The sequence below is a fragment of the Streptomyces sp. NPDC045956 genome (genome assembly GCF_056430705.1).
In genome coordinates this window covers 153552-177857 of sequence record NZ_JBWKKZ010000013.1, presented here as the reverse complement: position 1 = coordinate 177857, position 24306 = coordinate 153552, and the positions used below count along the sequence as shown (strand labels likewise).

Below are 24306 nucleotides of genomic sequence, written 5' to 3'. Positions count from 1 at the left end.
CGTCCCCCGTTCGTCGGGCAGCGGCCTCGTGTTGGTTGGTAAGTGGAGGTGCCCCGTGCTGGGTCCCGTGATTCTCGCCGCGTCGCGCAGCGACCGGATGCGTCGTCTGGTCTCGGCCGCGCCGGTGACCAAGCCGGTCGTCGACCGGTTCATCCCCGGCGAGACGGTCGACGAGATCGTGCCGATCGTCCGGGACCTCACCGACCAGGGCCTGGAACTGACGATGGACGTCGTCGGCGAGGACATCACCACTCCCGCACAGGCCGAGGCCGCCCGTGACGCCTACCTGGAGCTGATCGACCGGCTGAAGCCGCTGGAGCTGGGCACCCGCGCCGAGATGTCGGTGAAGCTGTCGATGTTCGGCCAAGCGCTGGACGGCGGCCACGAGCTGGCGCTGAAGAACGTCCGACCGGTCGTCGAGGCCGCCGCCGAGATCGGCACCACGGTCACCCTCGACGCCGAGGACCACACCACCCTCGACTCGATGTTCGCGATCCACGACGAGCTGCGGAAGGACTTCCCGCAGACCGGCTGCGTCATCCAGGCCTACCTCTTCCGCACCGAGGCCGACGCGCGCCGGCTCGCCGACAGCGGCTCTCGCGTACGGTTGGTGAAGGGCGCCTACAAGGAGCCCGCCGAAGTCGCCTACCAGCAGCGTCACGAGATCGACAAGGCGTACGTGCGCATCCTGCGGACCCTGATGGAGGGCGCGGGCTACCCGATGATCGGGTCCCACGACCCGCGCCTGATCTCCATCGCCCAGGAGCTGGCCCGTACCGCCGGGCGAAAGCTCGACGAGTACGAGTTCCAGATGCTCTACGGCATCCGCGGTGACGAGCACCTGCGGCTCGCCGCCGAGGGCCACCGCATGCGCGTGTACACCGCCTACGGCACCGACTGGTACGGCTACTTCATGCGCCGTCTCGCGGAGAAGCCGGCCAACCTCCGGTTCTTCGCCCGCTCGATGGTCACCAAGGGCTGAGCCCGCACCCGCTCGCACAACCCGCTGAAGTCAAGGAGTTACGGAACCCATGGACGCTGTGACCCAGGTCCCCACGCCCGTCAACGAGCCGGTGCACGGCTACGCCCCCGGTTCGCCCGAGCGCGCCCGTCTGGAGGCCAAGCTCCGCGAGCTGGCCGACAACCCGATCGACCTGCCCTGCACCATCGGCGGCGAGAAGCGGATGGGCGGCGGCGACCGCTTCGACGTCGTGCAGCCGCACAACCACAAGGCCCGCCTGGGCACCTACGCGAACGCCACCCAGCAGGACGCCCAGGACGCGATCGACGCCGCCCTGGCCGCCGCCCCGGCGTGGCGCGCGATGTCCTTCGACGACCGCGCGGCGATCATCCTGCGCGCCGCCGAGCTGCTGTCCGGCCCGTGGCGCGAGACCATCGCCGCCTCCACCATGCTCGGCCAGTCCAAGACGGCCCAGCAGGCCGAGATCGACAGCCCCTGCGAGCTGGTCGACTTCTGGCGCTTCAACGTGCACTACGCCCGGAACATCCTGGCCGAGCAGCCCCCGGCCAACTCCCCGGGCGTGTGGAACCGCATGGACCACCGTCCGCTGGAGGGCTTCGTCTACGCGATCACGCCCTTCAACTTCAGCGCCATCGCGGCCAACCTGCCCACCGCCCCCGCCCTCATGGGCAACGTGGTGGTCTGGAAGCCGTCCCCGACGCAGACCCACGCCGCCGTGCTGCTGATGCAGCTGCTGGAGGAGGCCGGGCTGCCCAAGGGCGTCATCAACCTCGTCACCGGCGACGGCATCGCGGTCTCCGAGGTCGCCCTGGAGCACCGCGATCTCGCGGGCATCCACTTCACCGGCTCGACCCCCACCTTCCAGCACCTGTGGAAGACGGTCGGCAACAACATCGCGAAGTACCGCACCTACCCGCGCCTGGTCGGCGAGACCGGCGGCAAGGACTTCCTGGTCGCCCACCCCTCGGCCGACCGCGCCGTCCTCAAGACCGCCCTGACCCGCGGCGCCTTCGAGTACCAGGGCCAGAAGTGCAGCGCCACCTCCCGCGCCTACATCCCGGCGTCCATCTGGAACGACGGCTTCAAGGAGGAGTTCGCCGCCGAGGTCGACTACCTCACCATGGGTGACGTCACCGACCTGTCGAACTTCATGGGCGCCGTCATCGACGAGCGGTCCTTCGCCAAGAACAAGGCCGCCATCGACCGCGCCAAGGCCGACGACACCTGCACGATCGTCGCGGGCGGCTCCTACGACGACTCGGTCGGCTACTTCGTCCGCCCGACCGTCGTCGAGTGCACCGACCCGGAGAACGAGGTCTTCCGCACCGAGTACTTCGGCCCGTTCCTCGCCGTCCACGTGTACGACGACAGCACCGACGACGCGTACGACGAGATGCTGACCCAGATGGAGGCGGTCTCGGACTACGCCCTCACCGGTTCGGTCATCTCGAACGACCGCGCGGCGGCGGCGTACACGATGGAGAAGCTGCGCTACGCGGCCGGCAACTTCTACATCAACGACAAGTCGACCGGTGCCGTGGTCGGCCAGCAGCCCTTCGGCGGCGGTCGCGCCTCCGGCACCAACGACAAGGCCGGCGCCCCGCAGAACCTGATGCGCTGGACCCTGACCCGCGCCATCAAGGAGACGCTGGTCGCCCCGACCGACTACGCGTACCCGCACATGGGCTGACGCCCGCCCCGCGCCGCACGGGCCAGGTCCTCCCCGGACCTGGCCCGTCCGCGTGTCCGGCCGCCGGAGACTGGGCCCATGACCGCTCCCGGCCCCCTCCTGCGCAGCGCCCACACCGCCGACCTCACGCCCGGGGAACTGCGCGCCGCCCGCGCCCTCCTGGACCTCGCCTTCGACGGCGACTTCGCGGACGAGGACTGGGAGCACGCCCTCGGCGGCATGCACGCGCTCGTCCTCGACGGCGCCGGGCTCGCCGCGCACGGGGCGGTCGTCATGCGCCGGGTGCGGCACCGCCACCGCTGGCTGCGCGTCGGCTACGTGGAGGCCGTCGCCGTGCGCCCCGACGTCCGCCGCACCGGGCTCGGCGGGCGGGTGACGGCCGAGCTGGAGCGCATCGTCGAGGGGGCGTACGACGCCGGAATGCTCTCCGCGAGTGACGAAGGGGTCCGCCTCCACACCGGCCGGGGCCGGCGGCAGTGGACCGGCCGGGTCTCGGCCCTCGGCCCGGAGGGTGCCGTGCACCTGCCGGAGGAGGAGGGCGGCATCTACGTCCGGCCTGCCCTCGCCGGCCCCCTCGACCCCGCGCACGGACTGCTCTTCGACTGGCGGGACGGAGCGGTGCTGTAGACATCACCGCAGGTGGGGGGGGTGTGATCCACTCCACCGTCTCAGATAGTAGGAAGTCCGAGTAATTGTGGAGACAGACGCTCAGCGCTCCCTTAGCTTGGTAGGAGCCGAACGTCCCGCTCGATCGAGCGGATGGCGGTCGTGAGCCGGGCCCCGTGCAGGCAACCCCTGCGGACCGTGCTCCCCGCCCCTTCCGGCCTCTCGCGATCCCCCCTCTCTCCGCACCCGTGTGTGCTGTGCCGAAGGAGTCGATTCCCATGGCCGAGACCACCGTCCGCCGCCGAGTCCGCCACCTCTCCCGTACCGCCGACTCCGACCGCAAGAACGCAGCGGCCGCCCTCCAGCGCGCCCTCGACCGCCGGGACAACGGCGGCTCCACCGGCCACTGAGCGGGCGCGGCGGGAGCCCGACGGGCCCGACGGCAGGGGGTGTCCGCATGCCGGACGCCGCATGTCATCCCGTGGGACGGGGAGTAGGGTGCTGCGCATGTCGGCTAGCTCTCGCATCCTCAATCTCGCAGTGATTCCCGGTGACGGCATCGGCCAGGAGGTCGTGGCCGAGGGTCTCAAGGTCCTCTCCGCCGTCCTCCCGCAGGATGTGAAGCTGGAGACCAAGGAGTTCGACTTCGGCGCCCGGCGCTACCACGCCACCGGTGAGACCCTCACCGACGCCGACCTCGACGCCCTCAAGGGCCACGACGCGATCCTCCTCGGCGCGATCGGCGACCCCTCGGTGCCGTCGGGCGTGCTGGAGCGCGGTTTCCTGCTCAAGCTCCGCTTCGCCTTCGACCACCACGTCAACCTGCGGCCCTCCAAGCTGCTGCCGGGTGTCGCCACCCCGCTCGCCGGCCAGCCGGAGATCGACTTCGTCGTCGTCCGCGAGGGCACCGAAGGCCCGTACACGGGCAACGGCGGCACCATCCGCAAGGGCACCGAGCACGAGGTCGCCACCGAGGTCTCCGTCAACACCGCCTTCGGTGTCGAGCGCGTCGTCCGCGACGCCTTCGCCCGCGCCCAGGCCCGCCCCCGCAAGAAGCTCACGCTGGTCCACAAGAACAACGTGCTGACCTTCGCCGGCCACCTGTGGACGAACGTCTTCAACAAGGTGGCCGAGGAGTACCCCCAGGTCACCACCGACTACATCCACGTCGACGCCGCGACGATCTACCTCGTCACCGACCCCGGCCGCTTCGACGTCATCGTCACCGACAACCTGTTCGGTGACATCATCACCGACCTCGCCGCGGCCGTCTCCGGCGGCATCGGCGTCGCCGCGAGCGGGAACATCAACCCCTCGGGCGACTTCCCCTCGATGTTCGAGCCGGTCCACGGCTCCGCGCCCGACATCGCCGGCCAGGGCAAGGCCGACCCCACCGCCACGGTCCTGTCCGTCGCCCTGCTGCTGCGCCACCTCGGCCACGAGGCCGAGGCGACCCGCATCGAGGAGGCGGTCTCCGCCGACCTCGGCGAGCGCGCCGGCAAGCCCGCCCGCTCCACCTCGGAGATCGGCGACGCGCTCGCCGTACGAGTAGCCGGCTGACCCGCCGCGCCACTCGATCGAAACCCTTTCGAAGCCGCCGGGTCCAGAAACAAGGCACCCGGCGGCTTTCTCCTGCGTCCGCCAGGTGCGACCATCGAGCCCTGGGCCGCATTCACCCCGTTTCACCCGTCGCCGCTCGCGCGCGATAATCGAACGCGAAGCCGCGACCTGAGGGAATGCTCGGACGTCCTAGCACCGGCCACCGGCCGTACGGGCGTGACAGCGGCCCGTCACAATCAAACCGGTGAAGGACATCAACCCATGACGACGCCCACGATCGAGCTCAAGCCCTCCGCCACCCCGCTCTCCGACGCCGAGCGCGCGGCGATCCTGACCGCCCCCGGGTTCGGCCGCCACTTCACCGACCACATGGTGACGATCAAGTGGACCGAGGGCCGCGGCTGGCACGACGGGCAGCTCGTCCCGTACGGCCCGCTCGCCCTCGACCCGGCCACCATGGTCCTGCACTACGCGCAGGAGATCTTCGAGGGACTGAAGGCCTACCGCCGCCCCGACGGTTCCGTCGCCACCTTCCGGCCGGAGAAGAACGCGCAGCGCTTCCAGGCCTCCTCGCGCCGCCTGGGCATGCCGGAGCTGCCGGTGGAGACCTTCATCGAGGCGTGCGACGCGCTGGTGCGGCAGGACGAGAAGTGGGTGCCGGCGCACGGCGGCGAGGAGTCCCTCTACCTGCGCCCCTTCATGATCGCGACCGAGGTCGGCCTGGGCGTGAAGCCGGCCAACGAGTACCTGTTCCTGGTCATCGCCTCCCCGGCCGGCGCGTACTTCCCGGGCGGCGTCAAGCCCGTCTCCATCTGGGTGTCCGAGGACCGCGTCCGCGCCGTCCCCGGCGGCATGGGCGACGCCAAGACCGGCGGCAACTACGCCGCGTCCCTGCTCGCCCAGGCCGAGGCCGCCACCAAGGGCTGCGACCAGGTCTGCTACCTGGACGCGGTCGAGCACCAGTGGGTCGAGGAGCTCGGCGGCATGAACCTGTACTTCGTGTACGGGGACAGGATCGTCACCCCGTCCCTCACCGGCTCCATCCTGGAGGGCGTCACCCGCGACTCCCTGCTCACCGTCGCCCGCGACCTGGGGTACGAGGCCGAGGAGGGCCGCGTCTCGGTCGAGCAGTGGCAGCGCGACTCGGAGAACGGCTCCCTCACCGAGGTCTTCGCCTGCGGTACGGCGGCCGTGATCACGCCGGTCGGCACGGTCAAGCGCGCCGGTGCGCAGTGGCAGCAGAGCGGGGGCGAGACCGGTGCGGTCACGCAGCGGCTGCGGGACGCCCTGCTGGACATCCAGCGGGGTACCGCGGAGGACAAGCACGGCTGGATGCACCGCCTGGCCTGACGCCGGTGCCGGCACCGTAAGAGGTGACGAAGGCGGGACGCGCCGGCTCGTAGGGGCGCCCCCGCCCCCGGGGCGCCAGGGCCTGTCCGACGATGCCCGCCTGCCTCGCGACGCCATGCACGCACTCTCGCCGCACCGGGCGCAGAGCCAAGTACATCCAGTACGAGGCTCGGCGCCCGGCACTCCCCCAGCTTCCGGCCGGGGGGACCCCCAGAGCACGCACCTGACGCCGCGAGGCCGCCCTCCGGGCGACGACGGGAACTGCCGGACAGGCCCTAGGCGGGCCCGCCTCCCGGACCGGCCGCCGGTCCTGTGGCCGCGGCCCCCGCGCCCTCGGCCACCGGTACCGACGCCACGCCGGCGCCCGGGGTGGCGAGCAGGTACACCACCCCGCCCACCAGCCCCGACAGCAGGAAGCTGCAATCCACCCCGCCGGTCAGCGACAGCAGCGGGCCCTCGTACGACGGCAGCGACACCGCCAGCACACCGACGACCGCGCCCGCCGCCCAGGCCGCCGCGGCCGGGACGTTCCAGCCCGCGCGGTACCAGTAGGCGCCGCCCCGGGCCCGGCGGTTGAAGACCTGGAGCGCGTCGGCGTCGTACCGCCCGCCGCAGCGGACGAAGCCGATCATCGTGATCACCGCCCACGGGGTGCCGATCGCCGTCAGCAGCAGCACGAACGACGTCATCGCCGACTGCGCGTCCCAGGCGTAGTGCCCGGCGAAGACACACGCCGTGGCGACGACGGCGACGGCGCAGGTCGCCCGGGCGCGGGAGGCGCGCGGCAGGATGGCGTCCAGGTCGAGGCCCATGGAGTACAGCATCAGGCCCGCGTTGCCGACCGAGCCGGCGGAGGCGGCCAGCAGCAGCGGGACCAGGTACCAGGTGGGCGCGGCGTCGACCAGCGGCCCGGCGTAGTCCAGCGCCGCGCGGGCCGCGTACGAGGTGAAGGTGCCGAAGAGCTGCGGCACCAGCAGCCCCAGCATCAGCCCGAGCCAGGTCGCGTGCAGCACGCGGCGGGAGGTGAAGCGGGCCGGCGAGATGTAGCGGGTGTAGTCGCCGAGCAGCGTGATGAAGGCGATCGGCCCGGACAGCCCGGCGGCCACGACCGCGAGCAGCCACGTCGGCCAGAACCCGCCCAGCAGGTAGCCGCCCGCCTCCGGCAGCGCGGCGGTGGTGAAGCCGGGGGCGTAGGCGATCACGCCCAGCACCAGCAGGGCGGTCATGCCGTACGCCAGCACCTTGGACATCGCGAGCAGCACCCGGTAGCCGTAGACCGCGCCCGCCACCGTGGCCGCGGCGAGCAGCCCGTACACGACGGCGTACGCGGCCCCGCCCTGCGGCAGGCCGAAGAGCCGGCCGAGGACGCCCGTCATCACGTCCCCGCCGATCCACACGGTCAGCGCCGTGTAGCCGAGGGCGAGGAGCAGGCCGACCACCGAGCCGACCAGGCGCCCGCGCACCCCGAACTGGGCGCCCGACGACGTCGACAGGTTGGTGCCGGTCCGCAGGGAGACCAGGGCCAGCGGGGCGGTGAACACGGTGCCGACGACCGTGCCCGCCAGCACGGCACCGACCGACGCCCACCAGCCCAGGCCGAAGGAGGGCGGGAGCCAGCCGAAGACGATCACGCCGAGGCAGAGGTTGGAGCCGAGCAGGATCGAGACGAGGTCCCGCGGCCCGCTGGTGCGTTCCTCCTCGGGGATGGTGTCGACTCCGTGCTGTTCCATCGGCATGGCTGGTCTCCTTCGACGGCTGCCCGGGGCGGTTAGAGCGACGTTCAATGTGACGCCTGGCTCCCGTGCTCGTCAACGGTTCCGTTGCACGTTTTCGACCTTTAGAGTGTTGCTCTAATCTGCGGAAGGCAAGGAGGTGCCGCGTCGTGAGACTGACTCCCACGGAACGTGACCGGCTGCTGCTCTTCGGGGCGGCCGAGCTGGCCCGGGCCCGCCGGGCCCGGGGGCTCAGGCTGAACGTGCCGGAGGCGACGGCGCTGATCGCGGACACGGTGTGCGAGGCCGCGCGGGACGGTGCGCGCCTCGCCGAGGCCGTCGAGCGCGCCCGGTCCGTGCTCGGCGCCGACGACGTGCTGCCCGGGGTCGCGGACGTGGTCACCGAGGTGCACGTGGAGGCCGTCTTCGACGACGGGTCCCGGCTCGCGGTGGTCTCCGACCCGATCGGGGGCGGCGCGCTCGGCCCCGAGGGCCCGGGCGCCCTGCTGCCGGGCCCGGACCACACGGAGCCCGAGGCGGCGCTGCGCCTGTCGGTCACCAACACGGCGAGCGTGCCCGTCTCCGTCACCTCCCACTTCCACTTCTTCGAGGCCAACCCCCGCCTGGACTTCGACCGTGAGCGGGCCTACGGCATGCGCCTGGCCGTCCCCGCCGGCTCGTCGGTGCGGTTCGGGCCCGGGGAGAGCGCCGAGGTCGGTCTCGTGCCCATCGGCGGGCGGCGCGTCGCGATCGGCTTCGCCGGACTGGTCGACGGGCCGCTGGACGCGCCGGGGGCCAAGACGGAGGCCCTGCGCCGGGCGGCGGCCTGCGGATATCTGGGAATCACCCGGGGGGCACCGGAAGGAGACGGGCGATGAGCCGCTCGAAGGGGCGCGAGGTCAGCGAGTCGATCCACATCGACCCCCACGCCTACGCCGCAACCCACGGCCCCCGGGCGGGCGACCGCCTCCGCCTCGGCGACTCGGGCCTGGTGATCCGCGTCGAGTCCGACGCCCAGCGCCACGGCGACGAGTTCCTCGCCGGCTTCGGCAAGACCGCCCGCGACGGACTGCACCTCAAGGCCGCCGCCGTCCGGGACACCTGTGACGTCGTGATCAGCAACGTCGTGGTGATCGACGCGGCCCAGGGCATCCGGAAGGTGTCGATCGGCATCCGAGAGGGGCGCATCCACGCCATCGGACGGGCCGGCAACCCGGACACCCTGGACGGGGTCGACGTCGTCGTCGGCACGGGCACGTCCATCGTGTCCGGCGAGGGCCTGATCGCCACCGCCGGTGCCGTCGACACCCATGTGCACCTGCTCTCCCCGCGCATCATGGAGGCCTCGCTCGCGTCCGGCGTGACGACGATCATCGGGCAGGAGTTCGGCCCGGTCTGGGGCGTCGGCGTCAACTCGCCCTGGGCGCTGAAGCACGCCTTCGGGGCCTTCGACGCCTGGCCGGTCAACATCGGCTTCCTGGGCCGCGGCTCCTCCTCGCACGAGGCGCCGCTGATCGAGGCGCTGGCCGAGGGCGGCGCGAGCGGCTTCAAGGTGCACGAGGACATGGGCGCCCACACCCGCGCCCTGGACACCGCGCTGCGCGTCGCCGAGGAGCACGACGTCCAGGTCGCCCTGCACAGCGACGGGCTGAACGAGTGCCTCTCCGTGGAGGACACCCTCCGCGTCCTGGAGGGCCGCACCATCCACGCCTTCCACATCGAGGGCTGCGGCGGCGGACACGTCCCCAACGTGCTGAAGATGGCCGGCGTCCCGAACGTCATCGGCTCCTCCACCAACCCCACCCTGCCCTTCGGCCGGGACGCGGTCGCGGAGCACTACGGCATGATCGTCTCCGTCCACGACCTCAAGACCGAGCTGCCGGGCGACGCCGCCATGGCCCGCGACCGCATCCGCGCCGGGACCATGGGCGCCGAGGACGTGCTGCACGACCTGGGGGCCATCGGCATCACCTCCTCCGACGCGCAGGGCATGGGCCGGGCCGGCGAGACGGTCCGCCGCACCTTCGCCATGGCCGGCAAGATGAAGGCCGAGTTCGGCGCCCCCGACGCCGACCACGACAACGAGCGCGTCCTGCGCTACATCGCCAAGCTCACCCTGAACCCGGCCATCGCCCACGGCCTGGCCCACGAGGTCGGCTCCCTGGAGGTCGGCAAGCTCGCCGACATCGTCCTGTGGCGTCCCGAGTACTTCGGCGCCAAGCCGCAGCTCGTCCTCAAGTCGGGCTTCCCCGCCTACGGCGTGGTCGGCGACCCGAACGCGGCCACCGACACCTGCGAACCGCTGGTCCTCGGCCCCCAGTTCGGCGCGCACGGCGCCACCCCGGCCGAGATCTCCGTCGCCTTCGTCGCCCAGGCCGCCGTGGACCGGGGGCACGACACGATGCCCACCCGGCGCCGCCGGGTCGCCGTGCGCGGCACCCGCGGCATCGGACCGGCCGACCTGCGTCTCAACTCGCGTACCGGACAGGTCGACGTCGACCAGCGCACCGGCCTGGTCACCCTGGACGGCGACCCGCTGCGCTCCGAACCGGCCGAGTCGGTCTCCCTGAACCGCCTGTACTTCCTCTGACCCCAGGACACCTCCATGACCTTCCGCATGCCCCCCGAGTGGGCCCCGCACGAACGCACCTGGATGGCCTGGCCCGGCCCCAACCCGACGTTCACGAACGACGAGGAGCTGGCCGAGGCCCGGTCGGCCTGGGCGTCCGTCGCCCGTGCGGTGCGCCGCTTCGAGCCGGTGACCGTGGTGCACGGGCCCGGCCAGGGCGCCGCCGCGCGCGAACTGCTCGGACCGGACGTCGACCTGGTCGAGCGCGAACTGGACGACGCCTGGATGCGGGACATCGGCCCGACCTTCGTGACGGACGGGCAGGGCGGGCTGGCCGCCGTGGACTGGGTGTTCAACGGCTGGGGCGCCCAGGACTGGGCCCGCTGGGAGCACGACTCCAAGATCGCCCGCCATGTCGCCGACCTCGCCGGCGCCCCGGTCCTGAGCAGCACCCTGGTCAACGAGGGCGGCGCGATCCACGTCGACGGCGAGGGGACGGTCCTGCTGACCGACACCGTCCAGCTCGGCTCCGGCCGCAACCCCGGCTGGACCCGCGAGGAGGTCGAGGCGGAGATCCACGCCAGGCTCGGCACCACCAAGGCGATCTGGCTCCCGCACGGCCTGGCCGGCGACTACGGCCGGTACGGCACCCAGGGCCACGTCGACATCGTCGCGGCCTTCGCGCGGCCGGGCACCGTCGTCGTGCACAGCCAGCGCGACCCCGCCCACCCCGACCACGCCCGCTCCCGGACGTACGTGGACCTCCTGCGGGGGCAGACCGACGCCAGGGGCCGTCGGCTGGAGGTCGTCGAGATCCCCGCCCCGACGGTCCTGAGGGACGAGGAGGGCGACTGGGTCGACTACTCGTACATCAACCACTACCTGTGCAACGACGGCGTCGTCCTGTGCGGCTTCGACGACCCGAACGACGAACTCGCGGCGGGCATCTTCCGCCGTCTGTTCCCCGGGCGCACGGTGACCCTGGTGGACGCCCGTACGATCTTCGCGGGCGGTGGCGGCATCCACTGCATCACGCAACAGCAGCCGAGGATCTAGAAGGAGTCAGCCATGGCCGGTGCGGCGCGTGCGCGGAAGAACGCCCCGCCGCGCGAGGACGTCCTCGCCGCCGCCATGGAGATGATCGCCGAGCGCGGCCTGGAGAAGCTCACCATGGCGGCGCTCGGCCGCGAGGTCGGCATGAGCAGCGGGCACCTCCTCTACTACTTCCACTCCAAGGACGAACTGCTGCTGCGCACCCTGGAGTGGAGCGAGGGCCGCCTCGGCGTCGCCCGCGGCCGGCTGCTCACCCGGCCCGGGACGGCCCGCGAACGCCTCGACGCCTACGTCGACCTGTACGTCCCCGCAGGCCACCGCGACCCGCACTGGACGCTGTGGCTGGAGGTGTGGAACCGCTCGCAGAACGCGGACGACGACGCCCGCGACCGGCAGGCCGCCATCGAGGGAGCCTGGCACCGCGACCTGGTCGCGCTGCTGGCCGAGGGCGTCTCACGCGGCGAGTTCCGCCCCGTCGACGCCGACCGCTTCGCGTCCCGGCTGCGCGCCCTCCTCGACGGTCTCGCCATCCACGTGGCGATCGGGCTGCGGGGGACGGACCGGACGCAGGTCCTCCGTCACGTGCGGGAGTTCCTGGCGGACGGCCTCCTCGCGGACGCCTGAATCCGGGTCCGGCCCGTTCCCCGGACGGATGCCGCCCGCATCCTGAGACGGGCGGTGAACCGCGGGACGGACTGTGCCAGACTCCCCCCGTGCTCTCGTTCGCCATGATTATTGGCAGCAGGCGCGCCGGTCCGCAGTGACCACCGCGTACGACCAGGTACGGGTGGACACCGTCGTCCTCGACCCGCGCGCAGACCTCTCGCACCCGCGAGAGGTTTTTCGTTTTCCTGGCCCACCTCCAGCCGGGAAGAGAGCGCGAGGGATCATAGACGGACGGTGGAACCGGTCATTCCGGTAGACCGAGATCCCCAACAGGAGTCTTCAGATCATGACCGCAACCAGCGAACTCGACGATTCGTTCCACGTCTTCGACACCACCCTGCGCGACGGCGCGCAGCGCGAGGGCATCAACCTCACGGTCGCGGACAAGCTGGCCATCGCACGGCACCTGGACGACTTCGGCGTGGGCTTCATCGAGGGCGGCTGGCCCGGCGCCAACCCCCGGGACACCGAGTTCTTCGCCCGGGCCCAGCAGGAGATCGACTTCAAGCACGCCCAGCTGGTGGCCTTCGGCGCCACCCGTCGCGCCGGTGCGACCGCCGCCCAGGACCACCAGGTCAAGGCGCTCCTGGAGTCGGGTGCCCAGGTGATCACCCTGGTCGCCAAGTCCCACGACCGGCACGTCGAGCTGGCGCTGCGCACCACGCTCGACGAGAACCTGGCGATGGTCTCCGACACCGTCTCCCACCTGAAGGAGCAGGGCCGGCGCGTCTTCGTGGACTGCGAGCACTTCTTCGACGGCTACCGCGCCAACCCCGAGTACGCCAAGGCCGTCGTCCGCGCCGCCGCCGGGGCGGGCGCCGACGTCGTCATCCTGTGCGACACCAACGGCGGCATGCTCCCGGCGCAGATCCAGGCCGTGGTCGCGACGGTGCTGGCCGACACCGGAGCCCGGCTCGGCATCCACGCCCAGGACGACACCGGCTGCGCCGTCGCCAACACCCTCGCCGCGGTCGACGCGGGCGCCACCCACGTCCAGTGCACGGCCAACGGCTACGGCGAGCGCGTCGGCAACGCCAACCTCTTCCCGGTCGTGGCCGCCCTGGAGCTGAAGTACGGCAAGAAGGTGCTGCCCGAGGGCCGGCTGCGCGAGATGACGAGGATCTCGCACGCCATCGCCGAGGTCGTCAACCTCACCCCCTCCACGCACCAGCCCTACGTCGGGGTGTCCGCCTTCGCGCACAAGGCGGGCCTGCACGCCTCCGCGATCAAGGTCGACCCGGACCTGTACCAGCACATCGACCCCGAGCTGGTCGGCAACACCATGCGGATGCTGGTCTCCGACATGGCCGGCCGCGCCTCCATCGAGCTGAAGGGCAAGGAACTCGGCATCGACCTCGGCGGGGACCGCGAACTGGTCGGCCGGGTCGTCGAGCGGGTCAAGGAGCGCGAGCTGGCCGGCTACACGTACGAGGCGGCGGACGCGAGCTTCGAGCTGCTGCTGCGCGCGGAGGTCGAGGGCGGCCCGCTCAAGTACTTCGCAGTCGAGTCCTGGCGCGCGATCACCGAGGACCGCCCCGACGGCACCCACGCCAACGAGGCCACGGTGAAGCTCTGGTCCAAGGGCGAGCGGATCGTCGCCACGGCGGAGGGCAACGGACCGGTCAACGCGCTGGACCGCGCCCTGCGCGTCGCCCTGGAGCGGATCTACCCGGAGCTGGCCAAGCTCGACCTGGTGGACTACAAGGTCCGCATCCTGGAGGGCGTGCACGGCACCCAGTCCACGACCAGGGTCCTCATCTCCACGGGCGACGGGACGGGGGAGTGGTCCACGGTGGGCGTCGCGGAGAACGTCATCGCCGCCTCCTGGCAGGCGCTGGAGGACGCGTACACCTACGGGCTGCTGCGGGCGGGGGTCACGCCCGCCGAGTGAGGACGGCATCTCTCACCCGTACTGATGTCTTATTGAGGTCGTTTCGGGTACTTTCGAACGTATGAAGGGCCTCCGCATTCGTGTCCTCATACGCCTCCTGGTCGCGCCGGTCATCGCCGCGCTGGCGGTGCTGCTGGCCGGTGCGCCCGGCGCCCAGGCGGCCACCGACGTCTCCGAGATCGGCGCGGCCCTGCGCGAGAGTCCCGTCTACGTGGACCCGGCCGCGTCCGACCTGCTGTCCCGGTCGGACGCGGAGGCGCTCGCCGACAAGATCGAGGACGCGGACGAACCCGTCTTCGTCGCGGTCCTCCCGGCCGACTACCCGACCGCGAACCTCTTCCAGAACCTCCGCACCGAGACGGGCATCACCGGGCTGTACGGCGTCCGGCTCGGCGAGGAGTTCGACGCGCGCGCCGACAGCAGCGTGCTGAGCCGCCAGGGCGTGAACAACCTCGTCACGGCCGCGCAGGGCGCGGGCGACACCAAGGCCCAGCTGAACGACTTCGTCGACGACGCGCTGCGCAGCGTGCGCGGCTCGGCCCCGGCGTCCTGGGACTCCGGCGGCGGGGCCGCCCCGACCGGGGCCCTGATCACCGCGGGCGCGGTCGTGGCGGCCGGCGGCGCGGGCGCCTACGCGATCGCCCGGCGCAACCGGCGCCGCCGCGAGGAGGAGCAGCGCGAGGCCCTGGAGCGGCTGCGGGTCGTGGTGGACGAGGACATCACCGCCTTCGGTGAGGAACTCGACCGCCTGGACTTCCACCCCGGCGAGCCGGGCGCCGACGACGCGATGCGCGCCGACTACGAACAGAGCCTGGACGCCTACGAGAAGGCCAAGGCCTTCATGGCGGACGCCCGGCGGCCGGAGGACGTGCGCGGGGTCACCCAGACCCTGGAGGACGGGCGCTTCTCCCTCGCCCGGCTCGCCGCCCGCCGGGAGGGGAAGCCGCTGCCCGAGCGCCGCCCGCCGTGCTTCTTCGACCCGCGCCACGGCCCCTCGGTCACCGACGTCACCTGGACCCCGCCGGGCGGCGCCACCCGCGAGGTGCCGGTCTGCGCGGCCGACCGGGCCCGGCTGTCCGACGGCCGGGACCCGATGATCCGCGAGGTGGACACCGAGTACGGCCGCCGGCCCTACTGGGACGCCGGTCCGGCCTACGGCCCCTGGGCGGGCGGCTACTTCGGCGCCGGCGTCCTGCCCGGCCTGCTGGTCGGCACCATGCTGGGCGGCCTGATGGCGGGCCCCGCCTACGGAGCCGGTTACGGCGGCGGCTACGGCGACTTCGGCGGGGGCGGCGGCTTCGGCGGAGGGGACTTCGGCGGCGGCTTCTGAGCGGCGGGCGGCGCGGTCACCGCCCGCCCGGGGTCAGCCCCGCACCGTCCGCCACGCGCGGGCGGCCGGGGCGACCGACACCGCGAGGGCGAGGACGAGGGCGCCGGTGACCAGCCCCGCGCTGACCCACACCGGCGACCGGTACCCGAACCCCGCGCCGATCGCCGCGCCCCCGACCCAGGGACCCAGCGCCGCGCCCACGTTGAACGCGGCCGTCGCGAAGCCCCCGGCCAGCGTGGGGGCGTCCGGCGCCGCGTACAGCGCCTGGGAGATCAGCGTGGAACCGACCCCGAAGGACAGGGCGCCCAGCAGGAACACGAGCCCGAGCGCCAGAGCGGGGCTCCCCGCGCCGAGCGCGAGCGCGCACCACCCGGCGCACAGTGCGGCGCCGCCCGCCGTCAGGACCCGCACCGGATGCCGGTCGGCGAACCGTCCGCCGACGGTCACCCCCACGAAGGACCCCGCGCCGAACAGCGCCAGCACCCCCGGCACCCACCCGCCGTCCAGCCCGCCGACCTCGGTGGCCAGCGGCGCGAGGTAGGTGAACGTGCAGAAGGTCGCCCCGTTGACCAGCGCGGCCAGCAGCAGCGTGAGCCGGAGCCGGGGCGCCCGCAGCGCCCTCAGCTCGCCCCGCAGCGGGGGAGGCGTGGCCTCGGCGGCGCCGCCCGGCACCGAACGGGCCACCGCCACCACCGCGGGCACCGCCAGCAGCGCCACCGCCCAGAACGCGGAGCGCCAGCCCCACACCTGGCCGAGCAGCGCCCCGGCGGGCACCCCGATCACGCAGGCCAGGGTGACCCCGCCCAGCAGCGTGGACGTGGCCCGGCCCTTGGCCCCGGGCTCGGCCAGGTCGGCGGCGGTCACCAGGGCGACGGCCAGGAACCCGGCATTGGCCAGGGCTCCGACCACCCGGGTGGCGAGCAGCACCTCGAAGCTGCCGGTGAGGGCACCGACGACATGGACGGCGAGGAAGACGCAGAGGAAGCCCAGCAGGGCGCCCCGCCGCGACCACCGGCTGCCGAGGGCCGCCATCAGCGGCGCCCCGACGACCATCCCCACCGCGAAGGCCGAGGTCAGCGCCCCGGCCGCAGGCACGGTGACCTGAAGATCCCTTGCGATGTCCGGCACCAGCCCGGACAGCATGAACTCGGACGTTCCCTGGGCGAACACGGCAAGGCCCAGCAGAAGAAGAGCGAACGGCATGAGGAAACTCCGCACCCGGAAGTAGTCGACATCGATCACGACACGGCGGACGGCCGTCCGGTGGCGGTGCGACGAAGAGGACCCGGGTACGCGCGCGGCGCGTCCCTCAGTCCGGCATCACGAGCGGCCACCGGAGGACCGGTGGCCGGAGTCTGTCGGCTTCGGGGCTGTTCACACCGGGCAGGTTAGCGCTTCCCGGCGCGGGCCACGACCGGATTATCGGCCGCGGACGGGGTGGCCCGGGTCCCGGACGGGGTAGCCCGGGTCCCGGACCGGGTGGCCCGGGTCTCGGACGGGGTGGCCCGGGTCCCGGACGGGGCGCGCCCGCGGCGCACGACGACGACCGCCGCGAGGCCGGCGGCCAGGCCCAGGGCGGTCTGCACGCCGAAGGGCTCGCCGAACATCAGGGCACCCCACACGGCCGTGACCGGAGCCATGAGGAACATGAGGGTGTTGACCTCGGTGATGCCGGACCGGCGCAGGATCAGCCAGTACAGCCCGTAGCCGCCGAAGGTGGGCAGCACCACGAGCCAGGCGGTCGCGACCCAGAACGAGGAGTCGGCGGGCGGGGCGGCCGCACCCAGGCCGGCCGCCAGGCCGGAGAAGAGGACGGCGCTGGTCACGCAGTGGATCGTCAGCGCCACCCGGGGCTCGGCCGGCGCGGGGGAGCGGCCCTCCAGGAAGGTGGCCGCCACCAGGGACAGCATGCCGAGGAAGGGCACGCCGTACGCCCACCAGGCCACGTCCGCGCCCGCCGCCGCGGCGTCGGCCACCGTCACCGTGGCGACCCCGGCCAGCCCCAGCCACAGCCCGAGCCACTGCCGGCGCGAGACGTACTGCCGCAGCAGGGGACCGGCGAGCGCACCGGCGACGAGCGGCTGGACCCCGTCGATCAGGGCGGTGGTGCCGCTGGAGACGCCGAGCTGGATGGCGTAGTAGACGCTGAGGAGGTAGCCGCTCTGCGACAGCGCGCCGATGACGACCTGCCGGCCGGCCTCCCTGCGGGTCAGCCCGCGCCACGCTCCTCGCGACAGGGCCGCGACGGCCACGAGGACCAGGGCCAGCGGGACGAAGCGCCACATCAGAAGCGTGGACGCGTCCGCCGTCCCCGCGCCGAGCTTGGCGCCGATGAAACCCGAGCTCCAGCACAGTACGAAGGCGAGCGAGAGCAGGACGTTCACGTCGACCACATCCCGTAGTAGACAGATCGGTTTACTGGCCTCGGGTGCCCACTATACAGATCGGTATACTCGGGAGCATGGAGCCCTTGGAGAAGCCGCACCGCATCCGGATGACGCCCGGCGCGCGCCGAGTCCTCGAAGCCGCCGAGCGGCTGTTCTACGAGCGCGGCATCCACGCCGTGGGCGTGGATCTCATCGCCGCCGAGGCGGGGGTCACCAAGAAGACGCTGTACGACCGGTTCGGCTCCAAGGAGCAGCTCGTCGTGGAGTACCTGGCCGGGCGGGACGAGCGCTGGCGCGGGCTCCTCGCCGGGCGCCTGGAGGCGGCGGGAGAGGAGCCGGCCGCCCGGGTCCTGGCCGTCTTCGACGCCTCCCGCGCCTGGGCGGACCAGTACGGGAAGAGGGGGTGCAGCATGATCAACGCCCAGGCGGAGATCAGCGACCCCGCCCATCCGGCGAACCTGGTCATCGCCGGTCAGAAGAGGTGGATGCTGGACCTGTTCACCCGTCTCGTCCGGGACGCCGACGCCGCCGCGGCCGACGCCGCCGACGGGGCGGTCGCCGACGCGGCCGGAGCCGACCGGCTGGCGCGCACGTTGATGCTGCTGCACGAGGGCGCCCTGGTCGTACACGGGCTGGGGGTCTTCTCCGACCCCTTCGGGCACGCCCGCGACCGGGCAAGGGAACTGCTGGGGAATCGGGGGGCGGCGGGGCGGAGCGCGCCGCTACGGTGAGCCCATGCCTTCGCGCCGCGCCCTCGTGGTCATCGACATGCAGCACGCCATGGTCGCCCTGGCGCACCGCGGCGCCGAGACGGTCGCCGCGATCGCGGGACTGAGCGAGCGGGCCCGGGCCGCGGGGGTGCCGGTGGTCACCGTCCTGCACCGCGGCGCGGAGCTGGTGCCCGGCACCGAGCCGTGGCGGATCGTGCCCGAGCTGGCGCCGCGGGAGGGGGAGCCGGTCGTGGACAAGACGACTCCGGACGGCTTCCTGGACACCGGTCTCGACGAGACCCTGCGCGCGCTGGGCGTCACCGAGGTGATCGTGACCGGGTTCGCCACGGAGGTCTGCGTGGACACCACGGCGCGACAGGCGCTGAGCCGGGGCTACGACCTGGTCCTCGTGGCCGACGGGCACACCACCTCGCGCCGGGGCGCGGCGGACGACCCCGACCTGGTGCCGGCCGACCGGTCGATCGCCCAGTGCAACGCCGTCTACCGGGCGATGGGCTGGCCCGGCCGGCGTGTCCGGGTCCGGGCCGCCGTCGACGTGGAGCTCACGCCTGCTTGATCGCCGAGATGTCGAAGGTCAGCTTGATCTTGTCGGAGACCAGGACGCCGCCCGTCTCCAGCGCCGCGTTCCAGGTCAGGCCCCACTCGGAGCGCTTGATCTCCGCCTTGCCCTCGAAGCCGACGCGCTCGTTGCCGAACGGGTCCTTCGCGGCGCCGTTGAACTCCAGGTCGATGGTGAGGGGCCTGGTGGTGCCGAGGATCGTGAGGTCGCCGGTGATCCGGTAGTCGTCGCCGCCGAGGGCCTGGGCCGCGGTGGAGCGGAAGGTCATCTTCGGGAACTCGTCGGTCTTGAAGAAGTCCGCGCTCCTGAGGTGGCCGTCGCGGTCGGGGGACCCGGTGTCGATGCTGTCCATCGTGATGTCGAGGGACGCCGTGGACCGGGACGGGTCGGAACCGTCGAGGTGCAGCGTGCCGCTGAAGTCCAGGAACTTGCCCTTGACGTTGGTGACCATGGCGTGGCGCGCCGTGAAGCCGATCGTCGTGTGGGCGGGGTCGATCGTGTACTCGCCGGTCAGGGTCGCGAGGTCCGGGGTCGTGGTCATGGTGTCCTCCTGGGAACGGCCGGTCGGGGGGACCGACTCTGTATGTTGAATGTTCAACCACTCCAACGGTGTCGACTCTAGACCTATTCCGCCCGGCCATCAACGGTTACGCGCGGACGGCACCCGAACGGCCGCCTGGAGGTCGCCTGACGCACCCTGCCGTGGGGAAAGGTCATGAGCATGACCTCCCTCTGGCCGCACGCCCACCGCACCGGCGCCGCCGGACCGTCCCGCCGCACCTTCCTGCTCGCGACCGCCGCGGCCGCCGCCCTCACCCCGGCGCTCGGTGCTCCCGCGCTCGGCGCCCCCGCCCCCACTGCCGCCGACCCCTATGAGGCCCTCCGCCTGCGCTGGCTCGGCATCGCCCTCGGCACCGGCTACGACCCGGGCGCCGCACCGTACGCCTCCCGGCTGGCCGGGACGGGCGCACACGCCCGCGCCCACCGTGCCGCCATGGCACCCACCCCCACCTCCCTGTGGCCCGGCCACCCCTTCGACCCGCCCGCCGGGATCACCTTCGCCTACGGCCGCCTGTGGACCATGGCCCAGGCGTACCTCCAGCCGGGCACCGGCTCCACCGGTGACGCGGGCCTCCTCGCCGACGTCCTGCGCGGACTCGACCACCTCTCCAGCACCGTCTACCACCCGGGCACCACCCGCTACGGCAACTGGTGGGAGTGGCAGATCGGCAGTCCCCGTCTCCTGATGGACATCACGGCCGCCCTCCACGACCACCTCGGCACCGACCGCGTCGAAGCCGCCTGCGCCGCCGTCGACCACTTCGTCCCCGACGCGATGCTCGGCGACTACTCCGGCACCTCCACCGGCGCCAACCGGGTCGACCTCTGCCGCTCCGTCGCCCTGCGCGGCATCCTGGGCCGGGCCCCCGCGAAGATCGCCCTGGCCCGCGACGCCCTCTCGCCGGTCTTCCCCCACGTGACCGAGGGCGACGGCCTCTACGCCGACGGGTCGTTCGTCCAGCACACCTGGGTCGCCTACTCGGGGACGTACGGCCAGGTCATGCTGGACGGACTCGGCCGGCTGTTCACCCTGCTCGCCGGGTCGCAATGGGAGGTGACGGACCCCGGCAGGCAGATCATCCTCGACAGCGTCGAACGCGCCTACGCCCCCCTGATCCACGACGGGCTGGTCATGGACAGCGTCAACGGACGTGCGATCAGCCGGGGTCACCTCCAGAGCGACGACCTGCACGTCCTGCGCAGCGACCACTTCCACGGCCAGCAGCTCATCGCGGCCGTGGCCCTGCTCGCGGGCGGCGCGAGCGAGGCCGAACGCGAGCGCTGGCACGCGCGGATCAAGGGCTGGATCGCACGGGACACCGTCACCCCCGTCCTCACGGCGCCCCAGTTCCCCGTGGCCGACCTGGCCCGCCTGCACGCGATCGCCGACGCGCCCGTCGAGGCCGCGCCCGAGCCCACCGGGCACCACCTCTTCGCGGCGATGGACCGCGCCGTCCACCGCAGCCCCGGCTTCACCGCGAGCCTCGCCATGGCGAGCGACCGCATCGCCCACTACGAATGCGGCAACGGCGAGAACCCCCGCGGCTGGCACACCGGCGCGGGCCAGCTCACCTGGTGGGCGAACGGCACCCGGTCGGACCAGTACACGGACTGGTTCTGGCCGACCGTCGACTGGTACCGCCTGCCCGGGACCACCGTCTCCACCCGGCGGCTGCCCGACCGCGCGGGTGGCGAATGGGGCGCGCCCAAGCCCGACGTGCGCTGGGTGGGCGGCACCACCGACGGCACGTACGCGGCCGTCGGCCAGCACCTCAAGGGCCTCGGCTCGACCCTCGAAGCGCGCAAGTCCTGGTTCTTCCTCGACGACGAGGTGGTCTGCCTCGGCGCCGGCATCACCTGCGCGGACGGCGTCCCGGTCGAGACGATCGTCGACAACCGCAACCTGGGGGAGGGCGGTACGCAGGCCCTCGTCCGCGGCCGGCACTGGGCGCACCTGGAGGGCCACGGCGGCTGGATCGTGCCCGAGGGCGAGCTACGGACCCTGCGCGAGGACCGCACCGGGGCCTGGTCCGACATCAACAGCACCAGCACCACCGAGCGCCGCACCCGCCGCTGGCAGACCCTCTGGCTGGACCACGGCACCGACCCGGCCGACGCCGGCTACGTCTACGTCGTCATGCCGGGCGCCTCCCGCCGGACCGTCGCCCGGCGGGCCGCCGACCGCCACCGGCTCCGGGTCCTCGCCAACGACGGGCGCCGCCAGGCGGTCGCCGTTCCCCCGCTCGGCCTGACGGCCGCCATCTTCTGGGAGGCCGGCACGGCCGGCCCGCTCACCGCGACGGCGGGCGCGAGCGTCCTCGTCCGGCGCCGGGGCCGCACCGCCACCCTCTGCGTGAGCGAACCGCCGCGCACCGGCCAGCCCCTGGAGATCGTGTGGGACCATCCGGCGGGAGCGGTGGTACGGGCGGACAGTACGGTCGAGATCCTGGCGACCGGCCGCCGACTGCACCTCCGCGTCACTCCAGGGGTGGTATGCGACACCCATGAATGTGAGGTGACTCTCAGCTGACGGCTTTGTGCGACCCCTACAAGCCCGAACCCCTCTGAGCAGTCGAAACGGCTGCACGCCATAGGGGTTCTGTTCGGTGCTACCAGGAAAACGCGTCGGAGACTGTACGGAGTCGACGGCTGGCATTCCTTGGTCGGCTTCGTAGAGTCGCTACATGACCGTTTTGGATGAGGCGCCGGGTGAGTCGACGCGCGTGCCGGCGGACGAGCCGACGGACGCGCGCGGGCGAGTGGCCGAACTGCACGAGATCCGGGCGCGGGCCCTGGCCGGACCGAGCGAGAAGGCGACGGCGGCGCAGCACGCCAAGGGCAAGCTGACCGCGCGGGAGCGGATCGAGCTCCTCCTGGACGCGGGCTCCTTCCGGGAGGTCGAGCAGCTGCGCCGGCACCGGGCGACCGGGTTCGGGCTGGAGGCGAAGAAGCCGTACACCGACGGTGTGATCACCGGCTGGGGCACGGTGGAGGGCCGCACGGTCTTCGTCTACGCGCACGACTTCCGGATCTTCGGCGGCGCGCTGGGCGAGGCCCACGCCACGAAGATCCACAAGATCATGGACATGGCCATCGCGGCCGGTGCACCGCTGGTCTCCCTCAACGACGGCGCGGGCGCACGCATCCAGGAGGGCGTCTCGGCGCTGGCCGGCTACGGCGGCATCTTCCAGCGCAACACCAGGGCCTCGGGTGTCATCCCGCAGATCAGCGTGATGCTGGGCCCGTGCGCGGGCGGCGCCGCCTACAGCCCGGCGCTGACGGACTTCGTGTTCATGGTCCGCGAGACCTCGCAGATGTTCATCACCGGCCCCGACGTGGTCAAGGCCGTCACCGGCGAGGAGATCACGCAGAACGGCCTGGGCGGCGCCGACGTGCACGCCGAGACCAGCGGCGTGGCGCACTTCGCCTACGACGACGAGGAGACCTGCCTCGCCGAGGTCCGCTACCTCCTGTCGCTGCTCCCGCAGAACAACCGGGAGAACCCGCCCCGCAACGAGGCCTCCGACCCCGCCGACCGTCGCGGCGACACCCTCCTCGACCTGGTCCCCGCGGACGGCAACCGCCCGTACGACATGGCCAAGGTCATCGAGGAGATCGTCGACGACGGCGAGTACCTGGAGGTCCACGAGCGCTGGGCCCGCAACATCATCTGCGCCCTGGCCCGCCTCGACGGGCAGGTCGTCGGAATCGTCGCCAACCAGCCGCAGGCCCTGGCGGGCGTCCTGGACATCGAGGCGTCCGAGAAGGCCGCCCGCTTCGTGCAGATGTGCGACGCCTTCAACATCCCGATCGTCACCCTTCTGGACGTACCCGGCTTCCTGCCCGGCGTCGACCAGGAGCACGGCGGCATCATCCGCCACGGCGCCAAGCTGCTGTACGCGTACTGCAACGCCACCGTGCCCCGCATCTCCCTCATCCTGCGCAAGGCGTACGGGGGTGCTTACATCGTCATGGACAGCCAGTCGATCGGCGCCGACCTGACCTTCGCCTGGCCGACCAACGAGATCGCGGTGATGGGTGCCGAGGGCGCGGCCAACGTCATCTTCCGCCGCCAGATCGCCGAGGCCGAGGACCCCGAGGCCATGCGGGCCCGCATGGTCAAGGAGTACAAGGCCGAGCTGATGCACCCCTACTACGCGGCCGAACGCGGCCTGGTCGACGACGTCATCGACCCCGCCGAGACCCGCGAGGTGCTCATCAGGTCCCTGGCGATGCTCCAGACCAAGCACGCCGACCTGCCTTCCCGCAAGCACGGCAACCCGCCGCAGTGACCCGAGGAGCCACGTCCATGTCCCCTGCCGACATCCGCGTCGAGAAGGGCCACGCCGAGCCCGAGGAAGTCGCCGCCATCACGGCCCTCCTCCTGGCCCGCGCCGCCGCCCGCCCCGTCGAGATCGCCCCGGCCCACGGCGGCGGCCGCGTCCGCGCCGGCTGGCGCCGCCTGGAACGCGAGCCGGGCTTCCGCGCCCCGCACAGCTGGCGCTGAACCCGAGACACACACAGAGGCCCCCTCCACTCAGGAGGGGGCCTCTGCATGTGAACCGAGGGCCGGGCAGCGCACCCAGGGGCGCGAGGAACTACGCGACCAAGCCGCGAACCACCCGCACCCGGCAACGGAACAGCCCCCGGCAGCCCAGT

At 72.5% G+C, this 24306-nt stretch carries 21 protein-coding genes; 17 read left to right on the top strand and 4 right to left on the bottom strand.

The features are described from left to right. Positions 1-55 precede the first annotated feature (55 nt). The 6 genes from AC07FV_RS29945 (at position 56) to AC07FV_RS29920 (ending at position 6188) form a co-directional block, all read left to right on the top strand. Complete coding sequence (locus AC07FV_RS29945; RefSeq protein ID WP_479090547.1) at positions 56-982, top strand: proline dehydrogenase family protein; 927 nt, start codon at positions 56-58, stop codon at positions 980-982. Positions 983-1031: 49 nt separating this feature from the next. Beyond that, the gene (gene pruA / locus AC07FV_RS29940; protein WP_479090545.1) at positions 1032-2672 is read left to right on the top strand and encodes an L-glutamate gamma-semialdehyde dehydrogenase; all 1641 of its coding nucleotides are present in this window, start codon (positions 1032-1034) and stop codon (positions 2670-2672) included. Between the two features lie 78 nt (positions 2673-2750). Beyond that, positions 2751-3299: a GNAT family N-acetyltransferase gene (locus AC07FV_RS29935; protein WP_479090544.1), complete on the top strand. Its 549-nt coding sequence runs from the start codon at positions 2751-2753 to the stop codon at positions 3297-3299. Between the two features lie 257 nt (positions 3300-3556). Beyond that, positions 3557-3688, top strand: a complete 132-nt coding sequence (locus AC07FV_RS29930) for a hypothetical protein (RefSeq protein WP_079030417.1) — start codon at positions 3557-3559, stop codon at positions 3686-3688. 97 nt (positions 3689-3785) lie between these two features. After that, the gene (locus AC07FV_RS29925; RefSeq protein ID WP_479090542.1) at positions 3786-4838 is read left to right on the top strand and encodes a 3-isopropylmalate dehydrogenase; all 1053 of its coding nucleotides are present in this window, start codon (positions 3786-3788) and stop codon (positions 4836-4838) included. A gap of 261 nt (positions 4839-5099) precedes the next feature. Then, complete coding sequence (locus AC07FV_RS29920; protein ID WP_479090541.1) at positions 5100-6188, top strand: branched-chain amino acid aminotransferase; 1089 nt, start codon at positions 5100-5102, stop codon at positions 6186-6188. Positions 6189-6463: 275 nt separating this feature from the next. On the opposite strand, the gene AC07FV_RS29915 is transcribed toward AC07FV_RS29920, so the two are convergent. Further along, a complete protein-coding gene (locus AC07FV_RS29915; RefSeq protein WP_479090539.1) occupies positions 6464-7924 on the bottom strand; it encodes a cytosine permease in 1461 nt (486 codons plus the stop codon). Positions 7925-8070: 146 nt separating this feature from the next. On the opposite strand from AC07FV_RS29915, the gene ureA reads away from it, so the two are divergent. The 6 genes from ureA to AC07FV_RS29885 all read left to right on the top strand — a co-directional run bounded on the left by ureA (position 8071) and on the right by AC07FV_RS29885 (position 15409). Then, positions 8071-8778 carry an urease subunit gamma gene (ureA, locus tag AC07FV_RS29910; protein WP_479090538.1) on the top strand — a complete coding sequence of 236 codons (708 nt, stop codon included), beginning with the start codon at positions 8071-8073 and terminating at the stop codon, positions 8776-8778. Continuing rightward, entirely contained in the window at positions 8775-10490 is a 1716-nt protein-coding gene (locus tag AC07FV_RS29905) for an urease subunit alpha (RefSeq protein WP_479090536.1), read from the top strand. The genes ureA and AC07FV_RS29905 overlap by 4 nt, the downstream gene beginning before the upstream one ends. Positions 10491-10505: 15 nt before the next feature. Then, the gene (locus tag AC07FV_RS29900; protein ID WP_479090535.1) at positions 10506-11525 is read left to right on the top strand and encodes an agmatine deiminase family protein; all 1020 of its coding nucleotides are present in this window, start codon (positions 10506-10508) and stop codon (positions 11523-11525) included. A 12-nt stretch (positions 11526-11537) separates the two neighbouring features. Beyond that, positions 11538-12146, top strand: a complete 609-nt coding sequence (locus AC07FV_RS29895) for a TetR/AcrR family transcriptional regulator (RefSeq protein ID WP_479090534.1) — start codon at positions 11538-11540, stop codon at positions 12144-12146. A gap of 328 nt (positions 12147-12474) precedes the next feature. Then, positions 12475-14079 carry a citramalate synthase gene (cimA, locus tag AC07FV_RS29890; protein ID WP_479090533.1) on the top strand — a complete coding sequence of 535 codons (1605 nt, stop codon included), beginning with the start codon at positions 12475-12477 and terminating at the stop codon, positions 14077-14079. Positions 14080-14140: 61 nt separating this feature from the next. Continuing rightward, positions 14141-15409 carry a hypothetical protein gene (locus AC07FV_RS29885; protein WP_479090531.1) on the top strand — a complete coding sequence of 423 codons (1269 nt, stop codon included), beginning with the start codon at positions 14141-14143 and terminating at the stop codon, positions 15407-15409. Between the two features lie 33 nt (positions 15410-15442). Here AC07FV_RS29885 and AC07FV_RS29880 read toward each other — a convergent pair whose 3' ends face one another. Continuing rightward, positions 15443-16612 (bottom strand): Cmx/CmrA family chloramphenicol efflux MFS transporter, encoded by a 1170-nt coding sequence (locus tag AC07FV_RS29880; RefSeq protein ID WP_479090530.1) that lies wholly within the window; start codon positions 16610-16612, stop codon positions 15443-15445. 185 nt (positions 16613-16797) lie between these two features. Continuing rightward, positions 16798-17793 carry a DMT family transporter gene (locus AC07FV_RS29875; protein ID WP_479090655.1) on the bottom strand — a complete coding sequence of 332 codons (996 nt, stop codon included), beginning with the start codon at positions 17791-17793 and terminating at the stop codon, positions 16798-16800. Between the two features lie 77 nt (positions 17794-17870). On the opposite strand from AC07FV_RS29875, the gene AC07FV_RS29870 reads away from it, so the two are divergent. Beyond that, a complete protein-coding gene (locus AC07FV_RS29870; protein WP_479090529.1) occupies positions 17871-18527 on the top strand; it encodes a TetR/AcrR family transcriptional regulator in 657 nt (218 codons plus the stop codon). 4 nt (positions 18528-18531) lie between these two features. Next, positions 18532-19083: a cysteine hydrolase family protein gene (locus tag AC07FV_RS29865; RefSeq protein ID WP_479090527.1), complete on the top strand. Its 552-nt coding sequence runs from the start codon at positions 18532-18534 to the stop codon at positions 19081-19083. On the opposite strand, the gene AC07FV_RS29860 is transcribed toward AC07FV_RS29865, so the two are convergent. Next, positions 19070-19627, bottom strand: a complete 558-nt coding sequence (locus tag AC07FV_RS29860; RefSeq protein WP_479090525.1) for a YceI family protein — start codon at positions 19625-19627, stop codon at positions 19070-19072. The genes AC07FV_RS29865 and AC07FV_RS29860 overlap by 14 nt on opposite strands. Before the next feature lie 180 nt (positions 19628-19807). On the opposite strand from AC07FV_RS29860, the gene AC07FV_RS29855 reads away from it, so the two are divergent. The 3 genes from AC07FV_RS29855 (at position 19808) to AC07FV_RS29845 (ending at position 24154) form a co-directional block, all read left to right on the top strand. Then, a complete protein-coding gene (locus AC07FV_RS29855) occupies positions 19808-22177 on the top strand; it encodes a polysaccharide lyase 8 family protein (protein WP_479090653.1) in 2370 nt (789 codons plus the stop codon). A 154-nt stretch (positions 22178-22331) separates the two neighbouring features. Further along, positions 22332-23939 (top strand): acyl-CoA carboxylase subunit beta, encoded by a 1608-nt coding sequence (locus tag AC07FV_RS29850; protein ID WP_479090523.1) that lies wholly within the window; start codon positions 22332-22334, stop codon positions 23937-23939. A gap of 17 nt (positions 23940-23956) precedes the next feature. Beyond that, the gene (locus AC07FV_RS29845) at positions 23957-24154 is read left to right on the top strand and encodes an acyl-CoA carboxylase epsilon subunit (protein ID WP_479090522.1); all 198 of its coding nucleotides are present in this window, start codon (positions 23957-23959) and stop codon (positions 24152-24154) included. Positions 24155-24306: the final 152 nt, after the last annotated feature.